Genomic DNA, 23,749 nt, shown 5'->3' on the forward strand with positions numbered 1-23,749 from the left:
CGTCGGGGTCGGAAAAGCCTGACGTTGGGGTCGGAAAAGGATTCAGGCCCGATCCAGATGGACCGGGCCTGCTTTGTTACTGCTGGTGCGCCGCCAGGGACTCGAACCCCGAACCCGCGGATTAAGAGCCAGCGTCGGTCGGTGCTTTACCGCCCATCGGGGTCCCACCGGTCCACGTAGCGCCGGATGTCGTCCGGTTCCAGCGGACGAACGTGCCGCACGGTCCAGTCGACGCCGGTACGGTGCACGGCGGCGGAGCACCCACGGAGCACCACAACCGGCATCAGGGTTCGTAGCGCGAACATCGGGCTTGGTCAATCATCATCCAGTCGAGCCGTCTACTCGTGGCGCCGAAGCTCCTCGGGCGTCGGGAACTCGTTCATAGAGTAAGTCCTCGGCGTCGAGCATCTCGCGCTCGACTGCCTCCGCGAGATACCGGTTGTCGATGAGCACTCCGAATTCGGTATTGCCGTGCTCCGCACTCCAGGAAAAGTTCGCGCTGGTCACTAGCAGAAAGCGGTGATCGATCGCGATAAACTTGGCATGATTACGGACCTGAACACCATCGAACTCCTTCGTTCGCAGAACGGTTCCGGGGTAAAGGTGTCTGGCCACCTCGAAGGTAGTCGGGGTCGAGCGGCTCGGGCTCTGGTCGGCAGCTGCCGTATCGACGTAGACCCGCACGGCCAGCTCCGGCCGCAGCGCCGCGCGCCGGAGTGTTGTCCAGAGTGCGGATGAGCGTTGGAAGTTGAACGTGGAGCAGGTTACCGATTGCCGAGCACGGTCGACGAGGTGGCTGATCGAGCTGGTGAGCGGGCCGTGCTGGGCGATGTGGCCGGGCATCGTCCACAGCGCGCTCACGGCGCTCGGGGCGCTACGCGCCCCCTCGATCGCTCGTAGGACTGCGATCAGGGAGATGGTCGGGCTGGTCTCGGTCAGCGATCGGAGCTGGGCGCGGCGGCCGGCGGGGATGGCCTTCAAGGCGACGGTCAGGGTGTCGCCGTCGGCCAGCCGGTTAGCGATCTGTTTCGCCTCGGTGCCGGTGAGTAGTTCACCCAGGCGCCGGGCAGCGGAGGCGTCAATCAATTTCTCCGAAGAATCCAACGCCGCTCCCGGGAAGGCTGACGAGCAGGCGGCGGTCCAGGAAGCGGTTCGCTCGTTCGCATGACGTTTCGGATGCCATGACGCAGCAGTGGCATGCCGCGCCGTGGAGAAAGTCCTCGGACTTGTCGGGCTGGCGCATCGCGCAGATCGGGTCTGAGGAACACCGCGTCGCGCGGTAGAGCGCGCTGGCTACGACGCGTTGCAGACGGGCGGGTTCGCTCTGCTGGACGAGTCCGCCGAGGGTGCCGTCGCTGTCGGACGCGGTGGTGCAAATCAGCAGGCCGGCTGCTGCCTCCCGGTTGCTCGTTTCCTGCCAGGCGTAGAGGCGTTCGCTCAGGCTCGCGGCGGAGTAGCCACTAGTCATCGCCAGTTGCCGGATCAGGACGTGGGCCAGGGTGTGGACCAGCCAGTATCGAGGTGGTTTGAGGCGCGAGTCGGCGCTGACACGCTTGGCGGTTTCCGAGAAGCGCCGCTCGAAGTTGCGTTCGTGGGCATCGCGGTGGGCCTCCCAGAGTTCGGTCGCGAGGATGCGCTTTTCCCAAGCGGCGACGGCCTGCTCGTCAAGTTGGAGGAAGATTCCTTCGCCGCGGTCCTCGGTGGCTACTGTCCAGGCCGGGCGTGGGGCGCGGGCGAGCGGGGCGAGACGCTGGGGCAGGTCGCCCGCGCGGTCCATGTCGTCGATGCGGGTGAATCCGACGAGGGCGTTGACCTTCCGCAACCGTTCGACGGCCAGGACCCGCACGACTTCGGGTCGCAGGTCGGCATCGCGGTCACGCTTGGATAGCGTGAGTCCGCTCGTCTCGTCCTCGTGACGCAGGCCGATTGGGTCCTTCTGCAGGTAGCGCCATTCGGGGACGAGTAGGTCAACCGGATCCCAGTCTCGAAGCCACGCCTCCTGCTCCTCGGCCGAGTCGGGGGGCAACATGGCTGCGGCGACAGCCTCGTTCAGCTGTTCGTCGGACAGTTCAGAGACGTCGACCTTGCCGTCGAGTACGTCTCGGAGCGTGTCGAGGTCGTCGCTGTACTTGGCGAGCTTGTCGCCGAGCGCGACGCGGATCCGGTTGGCGAGGTCGCTGGTGCGTTCCTGCTGAGATTCGGGCATCACGATGATCGACTGGGTGGCGGGGAACCACAGGTTCGACGCGCCGACGAGCATGAGCCGGGTCTTGTTGCGGCACCTGTTCGGCTCGAACGCGTCGAGATGCGGATGACGGCCGCGGCAGTTCGGCAGTTTGCTGCGTCCGGCCTCGCCCTGCGCCTCGTTCATCGGTCGGCGCTGTCCGCAGGATTCGCAGTGAATGACCGCTGAGGCGCCCTTGCCGGCGGTGCGGTCGACCATCTTGAGCGCCGGGAACTCTGCCGCGGAACATGCCTTGCCGTGATGTACCCACAGGTCGTACGGGAACTCGTCGAGGTGACCGTCGACGCAGGCGAGGAGATAGCGGGCGGGGACTGCCGTACGGCTGGTCGCTTTGCGGCTGCCGCTGCCTTTGCGGCTGCCGCTGCCTTTGCGGCCAGTGCATTTGGCGTGCTCGAAGCACGCCAGGTCGGTGCGGAACGGGTGGGTGTTGGTGTAGGAGAACTGCGAGAGCAGTCCAAGCATGTCGCAGCCGGTGCAGCGCAGCCACTGCGGGAAGACCCGTGCGGGTACGCCGAGGTCGTTGCCCTCGGTGGACAGGCTGATTTTCTTCGGCTGCCACGGGTGGGGGCGTAACTGGACGTCGCGTGAGCGTAGGAGCCGGGCGATCACCTCCCGAAGCCGCGGCGCTCGGATCTGGGGAATCCCGTCGCGGCGGCGCCAGATTCGGTCCCAGTCGTCGAGTCCGGTGGGCATGATCGTGAACTGGGGCAGGTCCATGATCGAACCGGGTCCGTAGGTGTAGAGCAGCGATGACGGACGCCCGGAGCCGACCTTGGCGCGGTTGTGCTTGGTGGCCTTCTCGGCTTCCTTCTCGGCGTCGCCGAGCGGGTCGACGGCGGTGGCGGCGTCGTAGACGAATCTGGCTACGTCGGTCATGACGTTCCGCTCTCCTCGGGCAACTCCCACTGCGGGGCGGCGGGCGGCGCGATGTAGAAGAGGTTCTCCTTGATCGGGCTCACCAGCAGGTTGATCTCCGGCTGCACCTCACGCATCGAGTTGGCCACCACGAATGGCGGCGCGTCTCCACCGTCAGTCCGGGACCGCGCGTTCTCCGCGCTCATCATCAAGGTGTCCTGGCGGCTGTCATCGGCGACCTTCTCGTACACCAAAGACTTGCGCCGGTCGGCCAGGTGCTTGCGGCGTTTATCCCACTGGTCGAGCCGGTTGAGCAGCCGTTGCCGTGCCCGGTCCGCCGAGTCCTCGTCTGAGGCTTCCAGAACCCGGCGCACCAGCGCGTCGATCAGCTCGACGGCGTAGGTGCGCTGGCCGTCGATCCGGCCGGCGCTCTGCTCCGGCGACAGCCCTTGCGGCTCGGCGGCCTGCACCACCCGCGCCGCGCTGACCAGGACCCCGTCGAGTCCGCGCTCCAGCGACGTCATCGAAAACGGGGTTACCGACAACGCCTCGACCTGGGCGTAGAAGGTCTCGTGGTAGTGGCGGAACTGCTCGAAGTGGGCCAGGTCGCGGGGCCGTGCCCAGTTGCCGAGCGAGATCACCAGACCGGGCCTCTTGGCCTCCCGGCCGACGCGCGAGGATGCCTGGATGTACTCGGCGGTGTTCTTCGGCTGACCGACCACGAGCATCAGCCCGAGCCTAGTCACGTCCACACCAACCTGAAGCATCGAGGTGGCCAGGACTGCGTCGTACGGACTCACCTCCCGGGAAGGCACCGGCTTGTGTGCCTCGCGCAACGCCCGTAATTCCCGCTTGCCGGCTGTGGAGTCGAACCGCGCGTCGAATGGCACCGCCATCTGGTCCAGGGTGGCGGTGATGTCAGCGCTGGAGACTCGGGACGTGAGCTCGGCGACGTTGAGCGATCCGAAGTTCGTTCCGGTCCGGCTCGGCAGCAATGACCAGGGACGCCTCTTGGCCAGGGCGGTCTGGATGTCGTCGCCCATGTATCGGGCCATGCCGGCGAGCTCCCGGGTGGCGCTGAAGTAGCCGACCAGCGTCATGTACGGGTCCGCGGCCTCACCGCACCGGTCCAGCAGGAGCTGCGCGCCCGCCATCAGCACCTCGGCGACCCGGATCTCCGCGGTCGTCAGGCGGACCCCGGTGGTGGACAGCCCGACATAGCGCCGGCCCGGGAACTCGTCCGAGATCTTCTCCTCCTTCGAGAAGAACGTCTTGCCGGCGTCGAGGACTTGCGGCGGGAAGATCGTGACATCGCGGCCGTACAACGCACGGACCTGGTCCGGGGCGTTGCGCGCGGTCGCCGTGGAGGCCACCACCAACGGCCGCACCCGAGCACCGTCCGCCGTCCGCCAGCCGGCCATCACGTCGATGGCCACCTCGAACAACCCGACTGTCGTCCCCAGTGCGCCGGTGATCAGGTGCAGCTCGTCCTGAATGATGAGGTCGGGTGGCCGCAACCGCGACGATGGGTGCACGGCCGCCTGCGGATAACCGTCCTTCGTCTTGGGATGCTTGCTGCCGTCCTTAATCTCGCAGTGCCGATAATCGGCGTGCACGAAGCCGTGCCGCCCGCAGTGCCGCGACACGTAACCGAACAGCGACGCCGCCTCACCTTCACGGGCCAGGCGGGCGAACTTGTCCACCGTGGCAATGAGGAACGCGGGCGCGAGTCGGTAGATCTCCTCGTCGACAGTGAGGACTGGCAAGCCGTCCAGCACCTCGCCACCCTCGGCGAACGGGCAGTTCGCGAGATCGTCGCCGCAGTACACGAACACCCGGCGGATCCCCTCGGCGGCGCGCACGTTCCGGGCGCTGATCCGGCTGCCGCACCAGGGACACCGCTGGATCTGCAGCACGGTCAGCCGGTATCCGCCGCCGCTGCGGTTCGCCCGGCTGAGCTGCGTTGCGGCCTCGTCGTACCGCTTCGGGCTGACATCCGTGCCCACCCACAGCCCGATCCTGAACGGCTCGGCGCCCCACGTCGCCTCATCCTCCAGGCGAACCCGTTCTGCGGCGCACACGAGCGTCGTGGCGCGCTGGAACTGTTGCGCGGTCAGCAGCCGCAGCGTGTACCGCATAAGCACGGCGACTCCGCGGCCACCGTCGAGCGGCCCGTCCGGAGTCTCGACGATGCCCTGCCGACGGCGGATAGCGAACGTGTACGCGGCCAGGCCGAGATACGCCTCGGTCTTGCCACCACCGGTCGGGAAGAACAACAGCTGCGCCTTGGCCAGATCCCCGGAACGCCGCGGCGCCGCCGGATCGCTCAACAGCGGAATCTGCATCAAGACGAACGCAAGCTGGAAAGTACGCCACGAGTGCGCCTTCGGCCCTGCGGTGAGCACCGCCTCCCGCGCCCGCTCGATGCTCTCCTTCGGGTTCTTCGCCCGGCGGGCGGCGACCTGCGACTGAACCCGCTGGTCGGCCATCACCCGGTTCATGAACCGGAAGCACCGCAACGCCTCCGGATCACCGAGCAGGTAATTCAGCCCTTCACCCAGCTGCTGCTGAACCCGGCTCGCCTCCCAAACCGCGTCCAGCCCTTCGTCACGCAGATGCTCGGGAAGCGCCTTGGCCTTCTTCTTCTGACTCTCAAGCCAACCCGCGTAGCCATTCACGATGGGCTCCAGGCCGGCTCGTAGCTCCTCCGTGCTCGCCGACTCAAGACGCTTCATGTCCAACAGTGCCGTGCTGATCTCCTCGGCCGTGGTCTGTGGGGTCTGACACGTCGGCAACCAAGTTGTCCACACCGCGCGCGCCCGCCGCGCGCCATCCTCCACGTCCCAATCGACCGAGCAGGTACGGCCAACGGCGAACTCCAGCCGATCCCGATACTGCAACCGCAGCCGGCGCAGTTCGTCATCACGCTCGGGACGCGTATCGATCAACGGATCGGAAACCGGCAGGAACACATCCTCGCCGCCCGCCTCGACCCGCAACTCAGTCTGGAACAGCCACGCATTTACCGGGATCTTGCGCGGGGTCACCTGGTCATTGCACAGCGCGATCTCGATGAGCCGACAACCATGCTCCGGATCGTCATGTCGATCGATCCGAAGGACCACCTTGTCCTTCAACGACACCGTCGTGGTCTTCTTGGGTGCCAGGTCCGCGACGACGACCTTCGCCGGGATCTCGACGGGAATGCGCTTGTAACTGCGCATCCCGGCCTTGTCTTCCTCGCCCTTCTCCTTGATCGGCTCGTAGACACCCCACGACGCGGTCACCGTGAACTCCGCGACTTCCAGAGGAAGCTGACAGCGCAGACCCATGGACGCGGGAATCATCAGCCCGCGTTTCTGCGGCTCGTCCTCCACGGCATCCTCGTCGGCGCCCGCGCCACTTTCCTCCACCGCAGTGACTGGGACCCCCCGACTCTCTTGGGCGTCGAGCGCATCGCCGACATCCGTGACGGCATCGTCGGAGTCCGCGTCCTTGGGATCGTCGTCGCCGGCCTTGAGCCGCTCCGGAGCGATCCGACCGACCAAGTACACGACGTCAGGTGATGCGTCCAGGAGCTCCTCAGGTCCGTTCGCCGGGCCGAGTAGCTCACGTTCGAGGATATCAACGAGATCCTCTCGAGCCGTCCACGACCGTCCGTCCGGCTCATACTTAAGCTGGTACTGCCGGTCCCTCGGAGCCTTCTGCGGGGCGGTCACTCTTCGCCACTTTCTTCGTCTTCCCCCTCGGCGAGCGGAGGCGCTTCGCCCTGAGCCGCCGCACGCCGGTGGTTTTCCTTCAGCAGCCGATCCAAGATCTCGACTCTAGCCTCCGGGCCAACGGTCCACCGGGTCATCTGACGCCAGGTGTGGAAGCCGTGATCTAGCACTACATTGTTCCACCCGTAGGCGTCCATCACGGCGTGGTCTAGCTCAATGTGGATTTCACGTAGTCGAGCAACATCACGGTCTGCCGAGCCGGACGTATCCGGATCATTGACTAAACCGTAAAGGTCAGTGAGTCCCATCTCTCGTCGAGTCTGGATCTCCCGCCTCGCGACCTCTAGCCTGCACCCAATTTCGTCGAGTCGATCACTCTGCTCAGGACGTGGGAAGGTTTCAAAGCATGTGGACGGCGTGTACGTGGGGTCGATGCGCATCGTCGTTCCATGCTTAATCGCCCAAAGCTGATGCAGGCTGGACGACAGCACCGCTTGGTCCGAGTACGAATCGGTTGCGAAAACCACAACCTTCTCATGGAATACCCGATCATTGGCCACACGAGCAGGCATAACAGTCTTACTTACCCGCGCGATCACCAGAACCTCCCGCAGGCCCGCTATGGCCTGCCGCATGGCCGGTCGCGGACGGAGGAAAATCCACCAGGGAGCCTGCCTGACCGGCTTTGCCTTCTTGGCGCGCTCAGGCATGACCAACTCCCGAACCCTATTGAACGGTTCAGAGAATTTGGAGGCGCAGATTTCGCAGCGGCCCGTGAAGTCAATAACCCAGCGCGAGGCTGACAGGTCGAACCGAGAGTTGAGATCTTCTCCGCTAAGGTATGGCATAAGGACTTCGGAGTTCGCTGGATTTGCGGCGATCCAAGCTTTTGCTTCATCGGGTTCCAGAACGAAACCCATGCCGAGCACGATACACCCCTGGTATGAGATTCCCACATTCTCCCTCAACCTCGTGGCCGCGCCGTCAACTCTTCCCACGGCCTCCAGGAACGAGGAAATCCTACGCACGGCAATCCCGTCGGCGATTCTTGGGATGTCGATCGGAACAGACCGCCGGGTTCCCCATGCCGCCGCGTATTCGAGGTTTGCGCTCGCCGCCGGCCAGGCTTCACTTTGAATTGCCCGCGTAATCGTGAACCCGCTAGCGACCATGCGGTCAAGGCCGACTCTTCGGGTGGCACCCTGCCAGACAGAGTTGGTAGCGATGAGACCCAAGTTACCACCGCCGACCAGCAGGGAAACTGCTCTCAGGAAGAAATAACCGACGAGGTCAGCGCTCCCTTTCGTGCCGCTGGCCAGGACATTAACGAACCAGTCGCGGATGTTGGTGCCCATGGTTCCGGTGAGCTTCTGGCCGCCGAGGAATGGTGGATTGCCGACTATGGCGTCGAAGCCGCCGCGCTCCATGACGTCGGGAACGGCGAGAATCCAATGCAGCGGCTTCCAGCGCTCGTAGTCGGTTTTCACCGTCGGGGTGAGGCCGGCGTTGAGGATCTTGTCGAGCATGGTGCGGTCCGGTGTGCCGCCGGGGCCGGGGTAGGCCCGTTCGACGGCGATGATCAGGTTTACGTACGCCTCGCGCAGTGCCTTGCCAGCCTTGCCGCCAAGCCGCAGCCCGGCGGCGACCACCGCGTCGGCAATGTCGTTAAGCTGAGCGATCAGCTGCTGGTAGTCGCGCCACTGCCGGCGTTTGGTGGTTGCCGAGCGTTGCGGGTCGCTGTCGTCGATCTCAGTGGCGAGCTTCTGGCGGAGTCGAGCCGCTTGGCGGAGAACCCCGTCGACGTCGATGTCGAGGAGGCTCGGCTGTTGCGATGCAGCGTCGGGATTGATGTGTTTGAGCTTAATTTGCCGAGCGTCGGTGAGGCCGAGCAGGGAGCTCCCGTGCAGGATCTTGTCGTCGACGAAGGAGAACGGCAGCTTCGGGTCGAGTGACACCAGCCAGAGCGAGAGTTTGCACATCTCGACGGCCATCGCGTTGATGTCGGCGCCGTACAGGCAGTTCGCCACGACCGTGCGGATGGCGTGGGTCTGTTGTTCGTGCGGCGTGCCGACCGCGACGCCCTCGCTGCGCCACGCCTCGACCAGGCGGGCGGCGAGGTAGCGTGCGGCGGCGACGAGGAAGGCACCGGAGCCGCAGGCGATGTCGGCGACCTTGAGGTCGAGGATGCGGTCCGAGGATACCGGTACCCAACTGTCGACCTGCTGGTGTGGTCCCGGGTCGTAGACGAGCGGTTCGAGGGCGTAGCGGACAACCTCTTCGGCGAGGGATCGCGGTGTGTAGTGCGCGCCGGCCGAAGCCCGTGACGGGGTTTCGACGACGAGGACGCCGCCGGGGACGACGACGAGAGGGCGGTTGCGCAGGTCGCGGCGGATGATGCCGATAAAGGGACGGAGCCGGTCGCGGAGCTGCTCGTCGGTGGTGACCGACCGCAGGGCGCGTTCGGCATCCTCGACCTTAGCGTTGTCCCTGATCGCTTTCGTAAGCGCGGCCTTGGACGGCGCGGTGGCCGCCAGCTGGTGTTCCTTGACCCAGGCGAGGATGGCGTCGGCCAGTGCGGTGTCGGTCTGCTTCTCTGCGGCGAGTGTTTCGAGTAGAGCGAGGGGAATCTCGGGTTCCTCGCCCTCCTTGCCGACGAGGCCGACGATGACCTCGTCGACCTGCGCGCTGGAGTAGCCAAGCAGGCCCTCGTAGATGTAGCCGATCTGCTCGACGTCGATGTCCCGAAAGGAGATCCGGCGGGCCGGCTGTCCCTTGAGTTTGGCGACTTGGACGGCGTTCAGAACTTCGAGCATCACCCGGTCGCTGACGGTGATGGCGAGGGTGCCGCGTTCGTTGCGGGCGGTGAGGAACGGGAAGCGGCTCGGGTCGAACAGTGACCCCCCGTATGAGGGCAGACGGATGTCCTCGAACGACGAGCCGTGGAACAGTGCCTGTGAGGTGGCCAGGAGCCGGTGCCAGGCGAGGTGGGTGGCATCAAGTGCCTCAGTGCCACCCGGCTCACGTGTCCGTACGTCGAGGGCGTCCAGTTCGTCGCTGATGCCGTAGCCCGCTACGAACAGCCTTCCATGGGGCAGCAGGCCGCGTTCCTCGGCGAAGAGCAGGAACACCACCCGCATCATCACGGCGACGGCCGCCTCGTACACGTGGGCACGGTTTTCGGGGAGCGGGTCGGGGTCGGCGTCGAGGGCTGCTTCCGACAGGGCGTGGACGAGGAGTTCGACGGCGCGGCGGACCTGGATGCCGAGCGCCTCGGTGATCTCTTCGGCGGCGGCGACGGATTCGCCGAACAGCTGGGTGAGCTGGTCTTCCGGTTTGCCGCCGACGAGCCGGCGGCGCTGGAGCAGCTCGATGAAGGCGTTGCGGGTGTGGGGTTCCTCGATCCAGGTCTGGGCGTCGACTATGCCCGAGGCGACCATGGTCTTCTCACGGGCGCTAACGATCGCCCACCAGCGGCCGTCGGTGACGACGCCGATGGGAACTTTCGCCGCGCGTAGCAGTTCTTCCATGCGGTCGATGGGGCTGGTGGCCCAGCCGTCGTCGAGCGGGTCGCGCAGCGAATCGACTGGGTCGGTGACCAAGACCAGCGCGCCGGTCAGGTCGCCGTGTACGAGTGCCCCGTCGGGGCTTAAGGTTACGGCGTGGTTGGGTGAACGCACGGTCGCGATGCCGGTGTCGGTGCGGTAGGTGTCGCTCCAGCCAAGGACGTTCCGCACGACGATGTCGACCCAGGTGTCGCGAGCCTGGCGGTAGAAATCCAGCGCCGCCGTGTCGCCGGGATGCTTGTCCCAGTTCTCCCACGCCTTCTCGAACGCCGGTTTGGCGTCCTTCAGCGGGGCGAGCGCGTTGCGGTCCGGCTGCGGCATGCCCTGTGGCCAGACTCGCCGCAACGCCGGCACGGCCAGGAACGGGCCGTCGGTGTCGACCAGTTCCAGCCAACCGCGGTGCAGGTCTGCGGCGGTCGGTGCGTGCTTGCGGTTCATGCCGCCACCCTCCCAGCCTCGGCGTCGGCCGGAGTCAGCGCGAAGACAACTGCGGCGGCAGACACGTGCGGCTTGATGTCGCGGTATCGCTCACGGATGGCGGCGATCTCGCGGTGTTCCTCGTCGTCCAGGCTCGCCGACCGGTCCTCCATCGTGCGCAGGTCGCGGCGCCGCTGGGCCTGTTGATCGTCGGTGAATAGGAGCTCTTCCTGGCTGCGGATCTCGGCGGTCAGTCGGTCCCGGGACTCCTGAAGGTTTATCCGGAACGCGGCGAAGATCTCCCGGGCGCGGATGACGTCAGAATCCCGCCGCACCTGCAGCGCCTCGGTGACCTTCTCCTGCCGGGTCTCGGCCTTGCGGGCCATCGCGGTCAGCAGACGGGTACGCAACCGGGAGTCCTCAGCGTTCCACAGGTCTGCAAGGGCGGCGCGTACGGGTTCGTCGGCCAGGGTGAGGTCGTGCGCGTCGAGTGTCTCGTCGAGGACCTGTTCCACCTTGGCCTCGGCCATCGCCTGGCCGTGCACCCGGATGCCGGTGAGGAACACCTCCTCGTGCAGGCGCAGGCCGCCTCGGCCGACCAGGACCAGGCGGGACACCGCAGCGACACAAGACTGCGGCAGGCCGTCGACGATGACGGCGGTAACCCGGTGGACCGGGGAGTCGACGCTAAACAGCGCGCTGCGCAGGACACGCGCGGAGCGCTGCATCAGGGCGTGCCCGAGGTGGATGTGGACCAGCTCCTTGTGGCGGCCCTGTGCGGCCTTGTCGTCGAACGTGATCGGGCGGGGCACGCCGGGCTCGCTGCGGGTGTCCAAGCCCTGCAACGCCGACTGCCATGCGGAGCCGAGGTTGGGTACGAGGAAAACCTCGGCGTCGAGGTCTTGGGCAAAGCTGTCGTCCGGTTCCAGCGGTGGCTGCGCGGTGATGGTCAGCGCGGTGTCAACAACCCGGCGGGCGTTCGCAGCCGTCAGGTGCATCTCAGCCTTGCAGACGTCGTAGTTGCGGGACAGCTCGGTCAGCTGGCGGTTGAGCGTGATGCCGCCGGCGAGAGCACGGGTGATCACTGCGTTGCCGTCGTCGGGCGCGGACGGCCTGCTTCTGCGGCCGGCCGCGGCCGGGTTGAAGTGATCCTGCACGGCGGCATCGATGACCTGGTTGACCGAGCCCAGGTCGGCCGCGACCATGCCGACCTTCTTGGCGATGTGCTCGATCAGGAAGTTGAGGTCTCGCGCGTACACCGTTCCGGTCGAGTCCGGTGCGAGCTGGTAGATCTCCGGCGTGTGGTTCTGGCCGTACCGGTCGATACGGCCGATCCGCTGTTCCAGCCGCGACGGGTTAAACGGGATGTCGAAGTTGACCAACCGGTGGCAGTGGTCCTGCAGGTCGATGCCTTCGCCGGCCGAGTCGGTGGCGACCAGCACCCGGACCGGGTACTTCGCCGGGTCCTTTGTGAACTGGTCCCGGATCAGCTCCCGCTCCTCAGGCGGCGTAGAGCCCTGGATAGTGGCGAGGACATCTCGGTAGCCACGCTGGACCAGCACCCGGGCAATCCAGTCCAGCGTGGCGGCGTACTCGGTGAAAACGACGACCCGCTCGTTAGTGAACGTCTTGCCGTCGGGGCGACAGATCGCATCGAGAAAGCCGATCAGCGCCTCCAGGCGGGAATCCGGGCGGTGCTCGTATCCCCGACCCCAGTCGACGAGCTCGTCGATCTCGTCGTTTGTCGCCGTCACCAGCGCATGGGAGCCCTTGCTCTGCCGCAGCGTGGTGAACTCGGGATGCTCGACGTCGCCCTCCTCCTCGTCGGACTGGCCGCTGCCGAGCACCTCCTGGTAGTACTGCTCCTCGTCGTCAACGGCCAGCCGGCCGCCGTCCGCCGCCTCTTCATACAGCTCAAGCGTGCGGGCGAACGCCCACGGGCTGGACAGGAACCGCTTCTTCAGCAGCATGGCCACGATGCCGCCGGCACCGGACTTGCCGTTGGCTCGGGCGCTGTCGGCGAGGATCCGGGCGAGGGTGGCGAACTGTCGCTGTTCCGCATCGCTCGGCGTGAAGACGATCGACCGGAGCACCCGCCGGTGGAAGCCCTTCTCCGGCAGATCAGTCTTCAGCCGGCGGACCAAGATATCGCGCAGCGCACGCTCGTCGAGGTTGGCGCCCCGAGTGAACCTGCGCCCGTCGATCATCTCCAGGAGAGCGGTGAACGACTCCGAATATCCGTTGTGCGGGGTGGCGCTGAGGAAGAGCCGATGCTCGCACCGCTCGGCGAGCGCCTTGGTAGCCGTCGTGCGGTGGCTGTCCACGGCGTAGCCGCGCCGGCCGGGGGCAGTGGTGGGGCTGGCGGGTGCGACGTGGTGAGCCTCGTCGACCACCAGAACGTCGAAGGAGAACCTGCGGGCCGTGGTGGTGTCCGCCACGTCGGCGTACACGTCGCGCAGTAGTCGCTGGACGCGCAGCGTGGGCAGCCACGACATGCTGACGATGACTCGGGGGAACAACCGGAAGGGGTTGGCGTTCAGCCCGTGACTGCGCCGTACGGTGGCCATCAGGTCGCTATTGACGATGACGAAGTCCAGTCCGAACTTCTCGCGCATCTCGTCCTGCCACTTCAAGGCGAGGCTCGGCGGGCACACGATGATCACGCTGCGGGCGCGGTGGCGCAGCAGCAGTTCCTGGATGACCAGTCCAGCCTCGATGGTCTTGCCCAAGCCGACATCGTCGGCGAGCAGCAGGTTGGTGCGCGAGGACTGCAGCGCGCGCCGCAGCGGCTCCAGCTGGTACGCCTCGACGTTCGCGCCGCTGCGGAACGGGGCCTGATAGGAGTTCGCGTCCGCGGAGGTGACCGCACCCCACCGCACCGCGTCGACGAACGCGGCGAGCGTGTTCGGGTCATCGAACGCCTCTGGACTGACGTTCTCGGGAAGTCCTTGGTCGGGTGCGACCGTGTGGCCCACCTCCAGCTCCCACACGACCGAGAGTTCCTGGCCGAGACGGTCCTCCTCCAGCGACTGAAGCACCACCACATGCGTCAGGCCGGCTGCGCCCTCGTCTGCAGGGCTGCGGGGCAGGCCCTGCTGGCGCACCTCGACCACGGCCCACGTCGAGCCGCGCACGGTGACCACCTGGCCCGGCTGAGGCAGGAGCGGCACGGCGAACCCGGGCTCGCTGCCGGTCCGCTGGTTCGCCATGATCGTCACGTCTGTGTCTTCCCCTCGTCGCTCACCGTCCGCCATTCTCCACAGGCCTTGCGATTTTCGCAAGACCGCGGATAAGCTCTGCCACGTGTCAAGCGTCGCCGAGCGAGTCCTGGGTCTGATCGAGGCATCCGGGATGAGCCGCCGTGCCTTCGGACAGCACATCGGCCTCGACGAATCGAAGATGTCAAAGTCACTCAGCGGCGCGCGCCGGTTCTCCTCAGTCGACCTCGCACGCATCGCCGAGCTATGCCAGGTCACGGTGGACTGGCTCATCACTGGCGACGAGCCGCCGCTGGCGATGGCCGCTCGAACCACCGGCGGCAGCGCCACCACCGCCATCACCACAGCGCGGCGATACAGCACGTTGCGCGCCGACATGGCCTCGCTCGGCTACCTGCAGCCCTGGCGACCGATGGCGGGCGGACTCAAGGGGGGCGGGTACGCGGCCCAAGGGCGCCAGCTCGCGCAGGAAGCCCTCACCCGCGTCACGCAGGCGGGTCGGTCGGTCGCTACCGGCAACCTGGCTGACGTAATCGAAGCGGTCTTCGGCGCCGACGTCGCCGTCGTCGAACTCGGCCCGGGATTCGACGGCCTGGCGACCTCGTCCGAGCACGTCAAACTCGTCGTTCTGGCCACCTCACACGTGCCCGCCCGGCAGCGGTTCACCCTCGCCCACGAGCTGGCCCACTTGCTCACCGACGACGATCAGGACGTCCATCTCGACCGGGACGTCTACGACAAGTCGCAGGCCAAGGACCCGAGTGAAATGCGGGCCAACGCCTTCGCCGCCGCCTTCCTCATGCCCGAGGACATACTCCGCCGTGCCGCCGGCACCACCGGCTTCACCGACAACACGTTCGCCGCACTCGCCTGCGACCTAATCGTGACGCCGTCCGCGTTGGCGTACCGGCTACTGCAGCTGCGTCTCATCGACGCGGGAACCTGCGACCGCTTCAAGTCCCTCACCGCCGCCAAGGCCGCGCACGCAGCCGGCCAAGGCGAGGCGTTCGCACACTTGGTCACCGAAGCGGCCCGACCACGCCCACCCGGGCTTCTCGTCCGCGACACCTACGCCGCCTACGAAGCCGGCGCGGCGACCCTGCGCCCCTACGCAAGCCTACTCGGAGTCGATGTCGACCAACTCAGGCGCGAGATCGAGTTGGAGCACCGAACTCACGATGCCCCATGACCGAGTTCCTGTTCCCGGACAACACCGTACTGTGCAACTTCGCCGCCGTGGACCGGCTCGACCTGCTCAAGTCGGTGCTCGACGAACGGGGGCGCTGGACGGGAGCGGTGGCCTATGAGGCAAGTCGATCGGCGAACGTCCTTCCCGCGCTGCGTCGGCTTACCTCCGAGGGCTGGCTGGGCGAGGCGATCGAGGTCACCGACGAGTCCGACATACAGCAGATCAACCGCATCCGACGGGCCGTGTTCGGCGGCACGGACGACGAGCCGCTCCAGCACCTGGGCGAGGCCGAAACCTGCTACGTGATCGAGCACTGGCCGGAGTTCGTCGGCTCGTGGTGGATCTCCGACGACCGGGAAGCTTTGCGGCTCGCCCGATTTCGCGGAATCACCACGCGCGAAACGATCGACCTCGTATCGATGGCAGTCCTCAACGGTGATCTGCGCACCCGCGAGGGCTTCGAGCTGATGCAGGCAATGTCCCAGCAAGGACGCTACCTCCGGCTGCCTACCTCGGCAGCCGACCTCACCCGCTGACAAGAGTCGGTTACCGTACGAGTGCGAATGCGCACGGGAGGAGATGAGTGAACGAGCTCTTCGACCTCGCCGGCACCGTCCTGTCCCGGTCACCGGCTTCGGCAGAACTCTCAGTCTTCGACCGCACCTTTCCGGCGCGGGTCGCAGTACTCATGCGATCCCGCCCGATCACCGAGGCGATCGTCGCCGCGAACCGGCAGGACTGGCCGGCGGCCCTCTACGACGTCGCGACGTTCGCCCTCGCCGCGATTGATCTGGTCATTGCACAGCAGGGCTTCGAGGAGGAAGCCACCTACGACGACGTCGTGGACGGCCTCACCACGCTCGCCCGCCGTACCGCACCGGAGCGGCCCGCATCGGAGCACCGCCGCGTCGGCGAGTACACCGTCGACGCGCTCCTGAACCGGGGCGAGCGCGAGGCGCCGTTCACCTACCGGATCAGCGACTTCACCGACGAGGCCCGGACCCACCAGCGACGGCAGGTGCAGTTCCGGCTGCTGATCGAGCGAGAGGACCCGGTGCGTGGCGAGGTCGTCCTCAACGCCACCCGCGACGCGATCAACGCGCTGGTCGGTGGACTGGAGTTCGACGTCGAAGACGAGCAGGTCGCCAACGAGGTGCTACTGGAACGCCAGCTGGCCAAAGGAGCGTTCGACGCCGCAGAACGCGCTGCAGTCCGGGCTCGGCTGCTGTCTGTCTCGCTCGCAGAGGACCTCAACGAGCTGATCAAGAACACCCGCCGGGACCTGCGTGCCGTCATCCAGGAGTGGGCAGCGGTCGTTCCGCAACGCCTAGCCACAGCCCGGGAACACATCGCGGGCAGGATGGAGGCCGAGCACCGCCTGCTCGCCAAGATCCGCGAGTCGCTGGAATCCGACGACCAGCAGGTGACCATGACGGCAGCCCGGATCGCCGCGCTGCTTACCGAGTGCTCGCGTCGGCACGACGCGCTGCACCGGCAGGTCATCGCTACCCGCAGCGTTTTCCTGGAGGAGCAGGATCGGCAGTCGTTTCGGCCTCCGGCGCTCGGACACCTGCCCGACCTCAGCCAGGAGATCCTCACCCCGTTGCTCGGCCTGGACAGTGAGACCGCTCTCGTGGTCACCGATAGGTGGCTGTCGGACATCACGGGTCCGCGCCCTCCGAAACTGCCCCGGCTGTACCGGCTGGTCTACGACCTGTGGGCGGTGCGCGACTCCGCCGACGACGATCGTGACCTTGACGACGGTGATGAAGCGGGAGACCCGGATCCGCCGACAATCGGGCCGGACATCGTGGACACCGCGCGGCGAGTCGTCGCCAGGACCGGCCTGCCCGCCCGCCTGTCGGCGCTGCTCGCCGATGCCCTCACCGATCCCGGCCTGGACAGCGGCACCGACCGGCAGCGGGCCGCGGAGATCCTGGCACTGGCTGCGCTGTGGTGCTTCGCGCCCGAGGAGACCGATACCGAGCACACCACGTCGGTCGACCTGACCGCGCGGATCCTGGGGCCGCGTGCCGTCGCTGACGCCGACGACCTCAAGCTCGAGCTGCCAGGATGGGACGGCGACGACCTGATCATCGTTCCGCATCCCGACGCCCTGGCGACCGCCGACCCGCAACCGGTCACCGACCACCCCTGGATACACGCGGAGACGCGATGACGCTGACGCAGAACGATCACACCGATATTGGGACCCTCATCGCGTATGCGCTGCAACCCACCCAGCGACCCGGGCGCAGCCAGGAATACCGTCGGGTGCTCGGCCGGTACCGGACAGAGTCCGACTTCCGCATCGCCGCCGATGCTGTTCTGCACGGCCTGCACGCTCGCGTCCTGTCCGACGGCGACTTCGGACTCGTCCTCGGCGTCAGCCCCGAGTCTCCGTTCGCCTACCGGGTCGGCGACATGCCCCACGCGGCGACCCGGATCGGGCGCCTGATGGCCGGGCTGGTCCTGGTCGGCGTGGCCGCCTACGCCTACCCCAGTCCGGCCGACCTGGAGGAGGAACGAATTCGCCGCGTGGCGGACGTCGAGTTCGAGCAGTGGATGCGCGCGATGTGCGAGCGCCTGCAAGAGCACGACGCCGCTGGCGAGCCGGTCCCCGACGACGGCTTGAACGAGGCGTGGCGGGCCTATCACGAGATGCCGTCCACGCTCGTCGGCGACAAGGGCCGCAGCTCCGGGCGGCTGTCGCCAAAATGCACCCTGTACTGGGTTCGCAACGTCCTCGGCTGGCTCGTCGAGCAGGGCATGGCCCGTGCCGACAGCACCGGCGGGACCTGGATGCTCACCGAGCGGTTCCGCGTCCAGGTCAAGGACATGGCCGGTGAACCCGCATACACCTTCCTGGCGGACATCGCCCGACGGCCGCACATCCGGCCGTCGAGCCCCGCTGTCCAGCCGCCCGCCGCGGACGACGGGGAGCAAGCATGACCTACCATCTGGCCGCATTCCGGCTCCACTCGATCGGGGAGAGATCCGCTCGCTTCACCGACGTCACGCTCGACCTCACCGGCCCGGACGGCAGCAGCAGCCACCCCGCCGACTCGGTGGTGTGGCTGCGTAACGGAGGCGGCAAGTCCTCACTGCTGTCGCTGTTCTACGCGTTGCTGTTGCCGAGAGCTATTGACTTCATGGGGCGTACGGTGAAACGCAGCCTCACCGACTACGTCGACAGCGGCGACACCGCGCACACCGTCGCGGCGTGGCACCCGGCCGCCTCCGACACGTTGGACGGCTCGCCGGACCGCATCCTCATTACCGGCGTCGTCTACGAATGGTCCGACCTGCGCCGTCCCGCCGACGCCGACCGCGCCCGGGACCGGCTCGACATGACCTTCTACGCGTTCTATGCCATGCCGGGCATGCTGGACCTGCACCGGCTCCCCATCCTCGGCGCCGGGGGCGCACCCCGGCGCCGAGCGGCCTACGTCGCCGCCCTCAAGGAACACGCGGCGACCTACCCGCAAGCCATGGATCTGGTCACCACCGAGAAGCAACACGAGTGGACAGCCGCACTGACCAGCCGGGGTCTCGACCCGGCGCTGTTTCGCACCCAGAAACAGATGAACCACGTCGAGGGCGGTGTGGAGGACATGTTCCGGTTCTCGTCCGCCCGCGAGTTCATCGACCTGCTCATCGACCTCACGGTCGCGCCCGAAGACGCGATCAGCGTCGCCGATCGCCTGGCCTCGATCGCGTCGCTGCTTGCGACCAAGCCAGCCAAGACGGCTGAGCGAGACTTCTGCCTCGACTCGGCAACAGGCCTGGACCGCATCCACGTCTGCCAGCAGGAGGTCGACGCGTCAGCGGCCGACCTCCAACAGGCCGTCGACGAGGCAGCCAAACTCTCCGCCGCCTTCGCCGCGACGGTCGCACAGGCGAACAATCAGATCGAGGCGCTCGCCGCGCAGCGCGACGGCATCGAGAAGCGACGCGCCGCAGCGGTGACCGAAGGCGGCGCCGCGTACGAGCTCGTCTACCTGTACGAGGAACGCGCCGCCCAGATACGACTGAGCACCGCGCAGGACCAACTCAGCAAGGCCGCCACCGACATCAGCGGCGCCGCCGAACTCATCGAAGCCTGGGAGGCCGCCGGACACCTGGCGGAGAAGAAGGAGTTGCAGGACGCGCTGGAGCGCACGCGGCGTGAGGCCGGAGAGGAACGGGCACGCACCGCGCCACTGCGGCGAGAGCACGACGAGCACACAGCTCGCCTGCGAACCCGGCTGTGTACACTCGTCGACGCCCATGAGGCTACGGCGGCATCGGCCACCGGAGCCGCCACCAAGGCGAGGGCAGACGTCGAGGCCCACCGCGCCGCAGCGAAGAAGGCCGGCCAGGAGGCCCAGGCAGCGGACAAGGACGGGGCGACCGCGACCGCCCGGCTGGAGTCGCTGGCCGCAGACCTACGCACGGCTGTCCGCGACGGCGTGCTCCCGAACGAGCAGACCGACCCGGCCAAGCATGACGCCGTTCTCGCCGAACAGCACACCACCCTCACAGGCATTCTTGCCGAGATCCAGAGCCGTCGTGAGCAACGCCCGGCGCTTCGGCGCGCCCTGACCGGCACGCTCACCACGCTGACGGGTGAACAGGTCCGGCTCGACGCGGAGCGTACCCGGCTCGCGGAGGACCATGCCGCGTTCGCCGAACGCGCAGCCAAACTTGTCGCACGCGAACGCGTGCAGGATCTGACCGAGGCCACCGGCGACGCGCCGGTGGACCTCTGGGCAGAGGCAGACACCCTGACCCGCCGGTTGTCCGACGCGATCGTCGACGCCGACGTCGCGCTGGTGCGGCTGGAAGCCGAACGCATCGACGACCAGCGCATCCTCGACGTACACGCGCGCACCGGACTGCTACCCACCACCCTCGACGCCGAACGAGTCCAGGCTGTTCTGGCCGAACACGGCGTCATGGCCGAAACCGGCTGGGCCCACCTGCGTACGCTGCTACCTGGTGCACGCCTGCTCGAGACGGTCACGGACCCGGACCTCGCGCGCCTCGGCGTCGGTCTCGTCATTCCCACCGCCCAGGCTGACGCCGCCGCGACCGCGTTGACCGGCGGCGACACGGCGACCACCGCACTCGTCGGCGTCTACACCGCGCAGGCCGCCGCCGCGATCGTCGGCTCCCGCTCCACCCGTGCGAACCCCGACGAACCTGCTCCAGTGTGGGCCGTACTGCATCGGGGCTTGGTGGATCCGGCGTGGGCCGAAGGCACCGTTCGCCAAGTCGTGGGCCGCGCCGAGGCGTACGACGGGCAGCAGTCCCGCCTGACCGAGGCGCGTGAGGCCGACAGGGCGTTGCTCGGCGAGCTCACCGAACTGCTCGCCGACTGCCCCGCCGGGCACCTCGACAGCCTCACTAGCCGCGTCGACGACCTCGACAGCACCCTGCGCGATGTCGCCACCGCACTCGACAAGGCTCGCGTGGATCTCGCCGAGCTCGACGAAGCGGAGGCGTCCGACACCGCAGCCGAGCAGCGTACACAGCGCGGGACCTCCGACATCGAGAAATCCCGCGCCCGCCTGTCCGGCCTGATTCAAAAGATGGAGGCAGCCGTCGAATGGCGTAGGGATCTCGCCGAGGCCGAGTCCCGAGCCGAGGACGCCCACAGCCGGGCCGAGCGTCTCACGGAGAAGGCCAACCGGGCGCTCGACCACGCCACCGAGCAAAGCAGGCTCGCCGACATCGAGGGCAGGACCGCCAACGCATACCGGAGCGAGGCGGCCGGTCTGACATTCCTCGACTCCGAACCGGATGTTCCCGACGATCCGGCGGCGTCCCTCGACGTCCTCCGCGCTCGGCGTCAAGAGGCCACCCGCGCCTGGGAGGTCCAAGCCTCCCAGTCCGTACTCGCCGAGCGGGAACGCAACCTCGCCGCCGCGCTGGCGGCCGAGACGCAGGCCCTCGCCGCGGTCAGTGCCGAAGCTTTGGAACGTGCCGGTGTCCTGCTCGCCACCGCGGAGGGACAGACCAAGCCGGCTCGGGCAGCGGCACTGGCCGCCGCCCGAGAAGTCAAGGAGGAGGCGGTCGGCCGAAAGGGCCGCGCCTCCGGCGACATCGCCCAGCACTCGGCGACGCTCACCCGAATTCGAGCACGGCGCACCGATCCACCCAAGCGCGCGTTGCCTGTTGAACCGGCCACAGCGGAGCAGGCCGACAACCTGGCCGCCGAACATGACGGGATCGGTCAAGCGTCCATAGAGAAGCGGGCAACTGCAGAACGAGAACTCCGTGACCTTGAGGGCAAGCAGGGCGAATACCGGAGCCGGGTCACCGCGTTCGAATTGCTCGCCGACGGCCTTCCCGACCCGGCCGGCTTGGGTGTCGCGCCCTTCGCCGGGTCGGACGACGCGGCGAAGGCCCACAAACAGGCGGTCGTGCAAGCGCTGCGTGCCGCGGAGAAGCGCGCGAGCGACGCGGCGGTCTCCCGGGCGAACGCGGTCGGAGACCTGCGGACAACAGGCGGCAGGTACCCGGGGGTCGCCACGCCCGCGAAAGACCGAGTGCTCCACGACACCGAAGAGGTGCTGGCGCAGCACGCGGGAACGCTGGCCAACCAGCTCAGACTGCGCGCGGACATGATCGACGGGGAACTCGCCGACATAGCCAAGGACCAGGCGATCGTGGCCGACTCCCTCGCCCGCCTCGTCTCGAACACCCTCGACACCTTGCGCAAGGCCGAACGGTACTCGCGAGTAGCGACGAAGACCGGAGGCTGGGCCGGGAAGCAGATGCTCCGAATTTCCTTCGAACCACCCGCCAGCGACGCGGACCTGCGCACCTACGTCAACCGCGTCGTGGAGCGGCGCATCGCCGACGGCGTCAAACCGGAAGGACTGCCGCTGCTCAAGGATGCCGTCCACGAGGCAGCCGGAACCCGGGGCTTCACCGTCAAGGTCCTCAAACCCGCCCTGGACCTCGTGCCCACCACCGAGGACATCACCCGGCTCGGCAAATGGTCCGGCGGAGAGAAGCTGACCGTCTGCGTCGCGCTCTACTGCACGATCGCGGCACTGCGCGCCGTCAACGCCGGACGCCGGGACCGCTCGGGCGGCGTGCTGCTACTCGACAATCCGATCGGCCGTGCCTCACACGGCAGCCTCGTCGGCCTCCAACGAGCCGTCGCCGCGGCACACAAAGTCCAGCTCGTGTACACCACCGGGGTGAAAGACCCCGATGCCGTATCCCGGTTCCCCAACGTCATCCGGCTGGACAACCGCCCGGGCCGCACCCGGAACCGCCGCTACATCGTCCCGGACGACACGCTAACCTACGAAGCCAATCAGCGCCTCATCACCGGTGTCCGGGTCGCACACGACGAGTCGTCCAGCGGTCACGGCAAGCACGCCCAGCCCGAGACGTCGACATGACTACGACGCTGGGTGACATCATCGCTGCCTACATCGCGGAGCAGCCGACCAATCGAGTCCGGGTCGACGGCCTGCTACGGCATGCCACCGCCGTCGACCCTACGCTCGTCGGCGATCCGACAGCACGGGCCCGGCTCGCCGCCATCCTGACCGGCCTCGCCGAAGCGGGCGCCGTCGTGCTGCCAAAGGCACGCTCCGGCTGGGACGATCGAACGAAACCGCCATTGCCGATCTGGGTGGGCAAGCCGACGAAGCCACGTCGGACCCAAGCGGCACCGACACCGCGAGTCTGGCCACAAGCACTCGAAGCAGCCGCCGCGATCGCAAGCCGACCGGACGAATACCAACTTCTGGACAAGATCGGCATCTGGTTGCGGAACAACCCCAACGCCGAACCCGTCCCCCTTGAGGAACGCTCGTTGGAGATCCTCGACGACGAGAAGGCCCTCGCTATCGAAACGACCAAACGACTGTTCACCACCGGCGCACTGACCCTCGACCTGCTTGCGTGCTACCCGACGCCCGTACCTTTTCCCTCCCAGCACGTCCCCGGGGTAGGGCCGGCGCGGCTGCTGGTGGCGGAAAACAACGCGACGTTCCATTCGCTTCTGCAGGCCGCCCGACAACTGCATCCCGACGCGCGCCCCGACCTGCACATCGGATGGGGCTGCGGCAACCAGTTCCCCACCTCCATCACAGCCGTGACCCTGCTTGACCCGGCGCCAACCGCGCTCTACTACGTGGGCGACCTCGACGCGGCCGGGCTGCGCATCGCGGCCGGCGCCGCCGCGAAGGCGAACGCGCACAAGCTGCCGCCCCTTCGACCTGCGACCGCGCTTTACGAGTGGCTGCTCGCCCACGGCGTTCCTCGCGCGGACAGGTCCAACCCCGGCATCAGCAACCCTGCCGCGCTAATAGCCTTGATGCCGGAACACCTACATGAGCCGATCTCCCAATTGCTCCGAGGGCGTCGGCGAATTGCTCAAGAGACCCTTGGCCTACGCGCGCTGCGTGCCAATCCAAATCTGCTTGCGCAGGCCGTCGATTACAGAAGTTGAAAGGCTGGGGTCTGTTGTGGGGTTGATCAGCGTGGCGTGGTGACACGGCGAGGGTTGATCGATTACACCGAAGGGGTGAGATATC

The 23,749-nt window shown here is 67.2% G+C and carries 11 protein-coding genes; 6 read left to right on the plus strand and 5 right to left on the minus strand.

What is annotated here, in order from left to right; all coding sequences use genetic code 11:
* Positions 1–321: 321 nt before the first annotated feature.
* From drmC to drmD, 5 genes are read right to left on the minus strand one after another with little or no spacing between them, the layout of a single operon-like run.
* Positions 322–1,104, minus strand: coding sequence for a DISARM system phospholipase D-like protein DrmC (gene drmC / locus ACFQ4H_RS26255; RefSeq protein WP_377575476.1), 783 nt, complete (start codon positions 1,102–1,104; stop codon positions 322–324).
* Positions 1,079–3,121, minus strand: a complete 2,043-nt coding sequence (gene drmB, locus ACFQ4H_RS26260; protein ID WP_377575478.1) for a DrmB family protein — start codon at positions 3,119–3,121, stop codon at positions 1,079–1,081. The genes drmC and drmB overlap by 26 nt, the downstream gene beginning before the upstream one ends.
* Complete coding sequence (gene drmA, locus ACFQ4H_RS26265; protein WP_377575481.1) at positions 3,118–6,819, minus strand: DISARM system helicase DrmA; 3,702 nt, start codon at positions 6,817–6,819, stop codon at positions 3,118–3,120. The genes drmB and drmA overlap by 4 nt, the downstream gene beginning before the upstream one ends.
* Positions 6,816–10,820 carry an Eco57I restriction-modification methylase domain-containing protein gene (locus ACFQ4H_RS26270; RefSeq protein WP_377575484.1) on the minus strand — a complete coding sequence of 1,335 codons (4,005 nt, stop codon included), beginning with the start codon at positions 10,818–10,820 and terminating at the stop codon, positions 6,816–6,818. Before ACFQ4H_RS26270 ends, drmA begins: the two co-directional genes overlap by 4 nt.
* Positions 10,817–14,008 (minus strand): DISARM system SNF2-like helicase DrmD, encoded by a 3,192-nt coding sequence (gene drmD / locus ACFQ4H_RS26275; protein ID WP_377575503.1) that lies wholly within the window; start codon positions 14,006–14,008, stop codon positions 10,817–10,819. Before drmD ends, ACFQ4H_RS26270 begins: the two co-directional genes overlap by 4 nt.
* 94 nt (positions 14,009–14,102) lie before the next feature.
* On the opposite strand from drmD, the gene ACFQ4H_RS26280 reads away from it, so the two are divergent.
* The 6 genes from ACFQ4H_RS26280 to ACFQ4H_RS26305 are packed head-to-tail and all read left to right on the plus strand — an operon-like array spanning position 14,103 to position 23,664.
* Positions 14,103–15,206 carry a helix-turn-helix domain-containing protein gene (locus ACFQ4H_RS26280; protein ID WP_377575487.1) on the plus strand — a complete coding sequence of 368 codons (1,104 nt, stop codon included), beginning with the start codon at positions 14,103–14,105 and terminating at the stop codon, positions 15,204–15,206.
* 47 nt (positions 15,207–15,253) lie between these two features.
* Positions 15,254–15,742: a hypothetical protein gene (locus tag ACFQ4H_RS26285; protein ID WP_377575489.1), complete on the plus strand. Its 489-nt coding sequence runs from the start codon at positions 15,254–15,256 to the stop codon at positions 15,740–15,742.
* A 47-nt stretch (positions 15,743–15,789) separates the two neighbouring features.
* A complete protein-coding gene (locus ACFQ4H_RS26290; RefSeq protein ID WP_377575491.1) occupies positions 15,790–17,385 on the plus strand; it encodes a hypothetical protein in 1,596 nt (531 codons plus the stop codon).
* Positions 17,382–18,158 (plus strand): hypothetical protein, encoded by a 777-nt coding sequence (locus ACFQ4H_RS26295; protein ID WP_377575493.1) that lies wholly within the window; start codon positions 17,382–17,384, stop codon positions 18,156–18,158. Before ACFQ4H_RS26290 ends, ACFQ4H_RS26295 begins: the two co-directional genes overlap by 4 nt.
* Positions 18,155–22,606: a coiled-coil domain-containing protein gene (locus ACFQ4H_RS26300; protein ID WP_377575495.1), complete on the plus strand. Its 4,452-nt coding sequence runs from the start codon at positions 18,155–18,157 to the stop codon at positions 22,604–22,606. Before ACFQ4H_RS26295 ends, ACFQ4H_RS26300 begins: the two co-directional genes overlap by 4 nt.
* Positions 22,603–23,664 carry a Wadjet anti-phage system protein JetD domain-containing protein gene (locus ACFQ4H_RS26305; RefSeq protein WP_377575498.1) on the plus strand — a complete coding sequence of 354 codons (1,062 nt, stop codon included), beginning with the start codon at positions 22,603–22,605 and terminating at the stop codon, positions 23,662–23,664. Before ACFQ4H_RS26300 ends, ACFQ4H_RS26305 begins: the two co-directional genes overlap by 4 nt.
* The last annotated feature ends 85 nt before the right edge of the window (positions 23,665–23,749 follow it).

The organism is Micromonospora sonneratiae (genome assembly GCF_042679305.1).
Taxonomy (GTDB): Bacteria; Actinomycetota; Actinomycetes; order Mycobacteriales; family Micromonosporaceae; genus Micromonospora_H; species Micromonospora_H sonneratiae.

Excerpts from the sequence above, each read along its gene's own strand:
- drmB (WP_377575478.1), bottom strand. The coding sequence starts at position 3,121 with ATGACCGACGTAGCCAGATTCGTCTACGACGCCGCCACCGCCGTCGAC.
- ACFQ4H_RS26270 (WP_377575484.1), bottom strand. The coding sequence starts at position 10,820 with ATGAACCGCAAGCACGCACCGACCGCCGCAGACCTGCACCGCGGTTGG.
- drmD (WP_377575503.1), bottom strand. The coding sequence starts at position 14,008 with ATGGCGAACCAGCGGACCGGCAGCGAGCCCGGGTTCGCCGTGCCGCTC.
- ACFQ4H_RS26295 (WP_377575493.1), top strand. The coding sequence starts at position 17,382 with ATGACGCTGACGCAGAACGATCACACCGATATTGGGACCCTCATCGCG.
- ACFQ4H_RS26300 (WP_377575495.1), top strand. The coding sequence starts at position 18,155 with ATGACCTACCATCTGGCCGCATTCCGGCTCCACTCGATCGGGGAGAGA.
- ACFQ4H_RS26305 (WP_377575498.1), top strand. The coding sequence starts at position 22,603 with ATGACTACGACGCTGGGTGACATCATCGCTGCCTACATCGCGGAGCAG.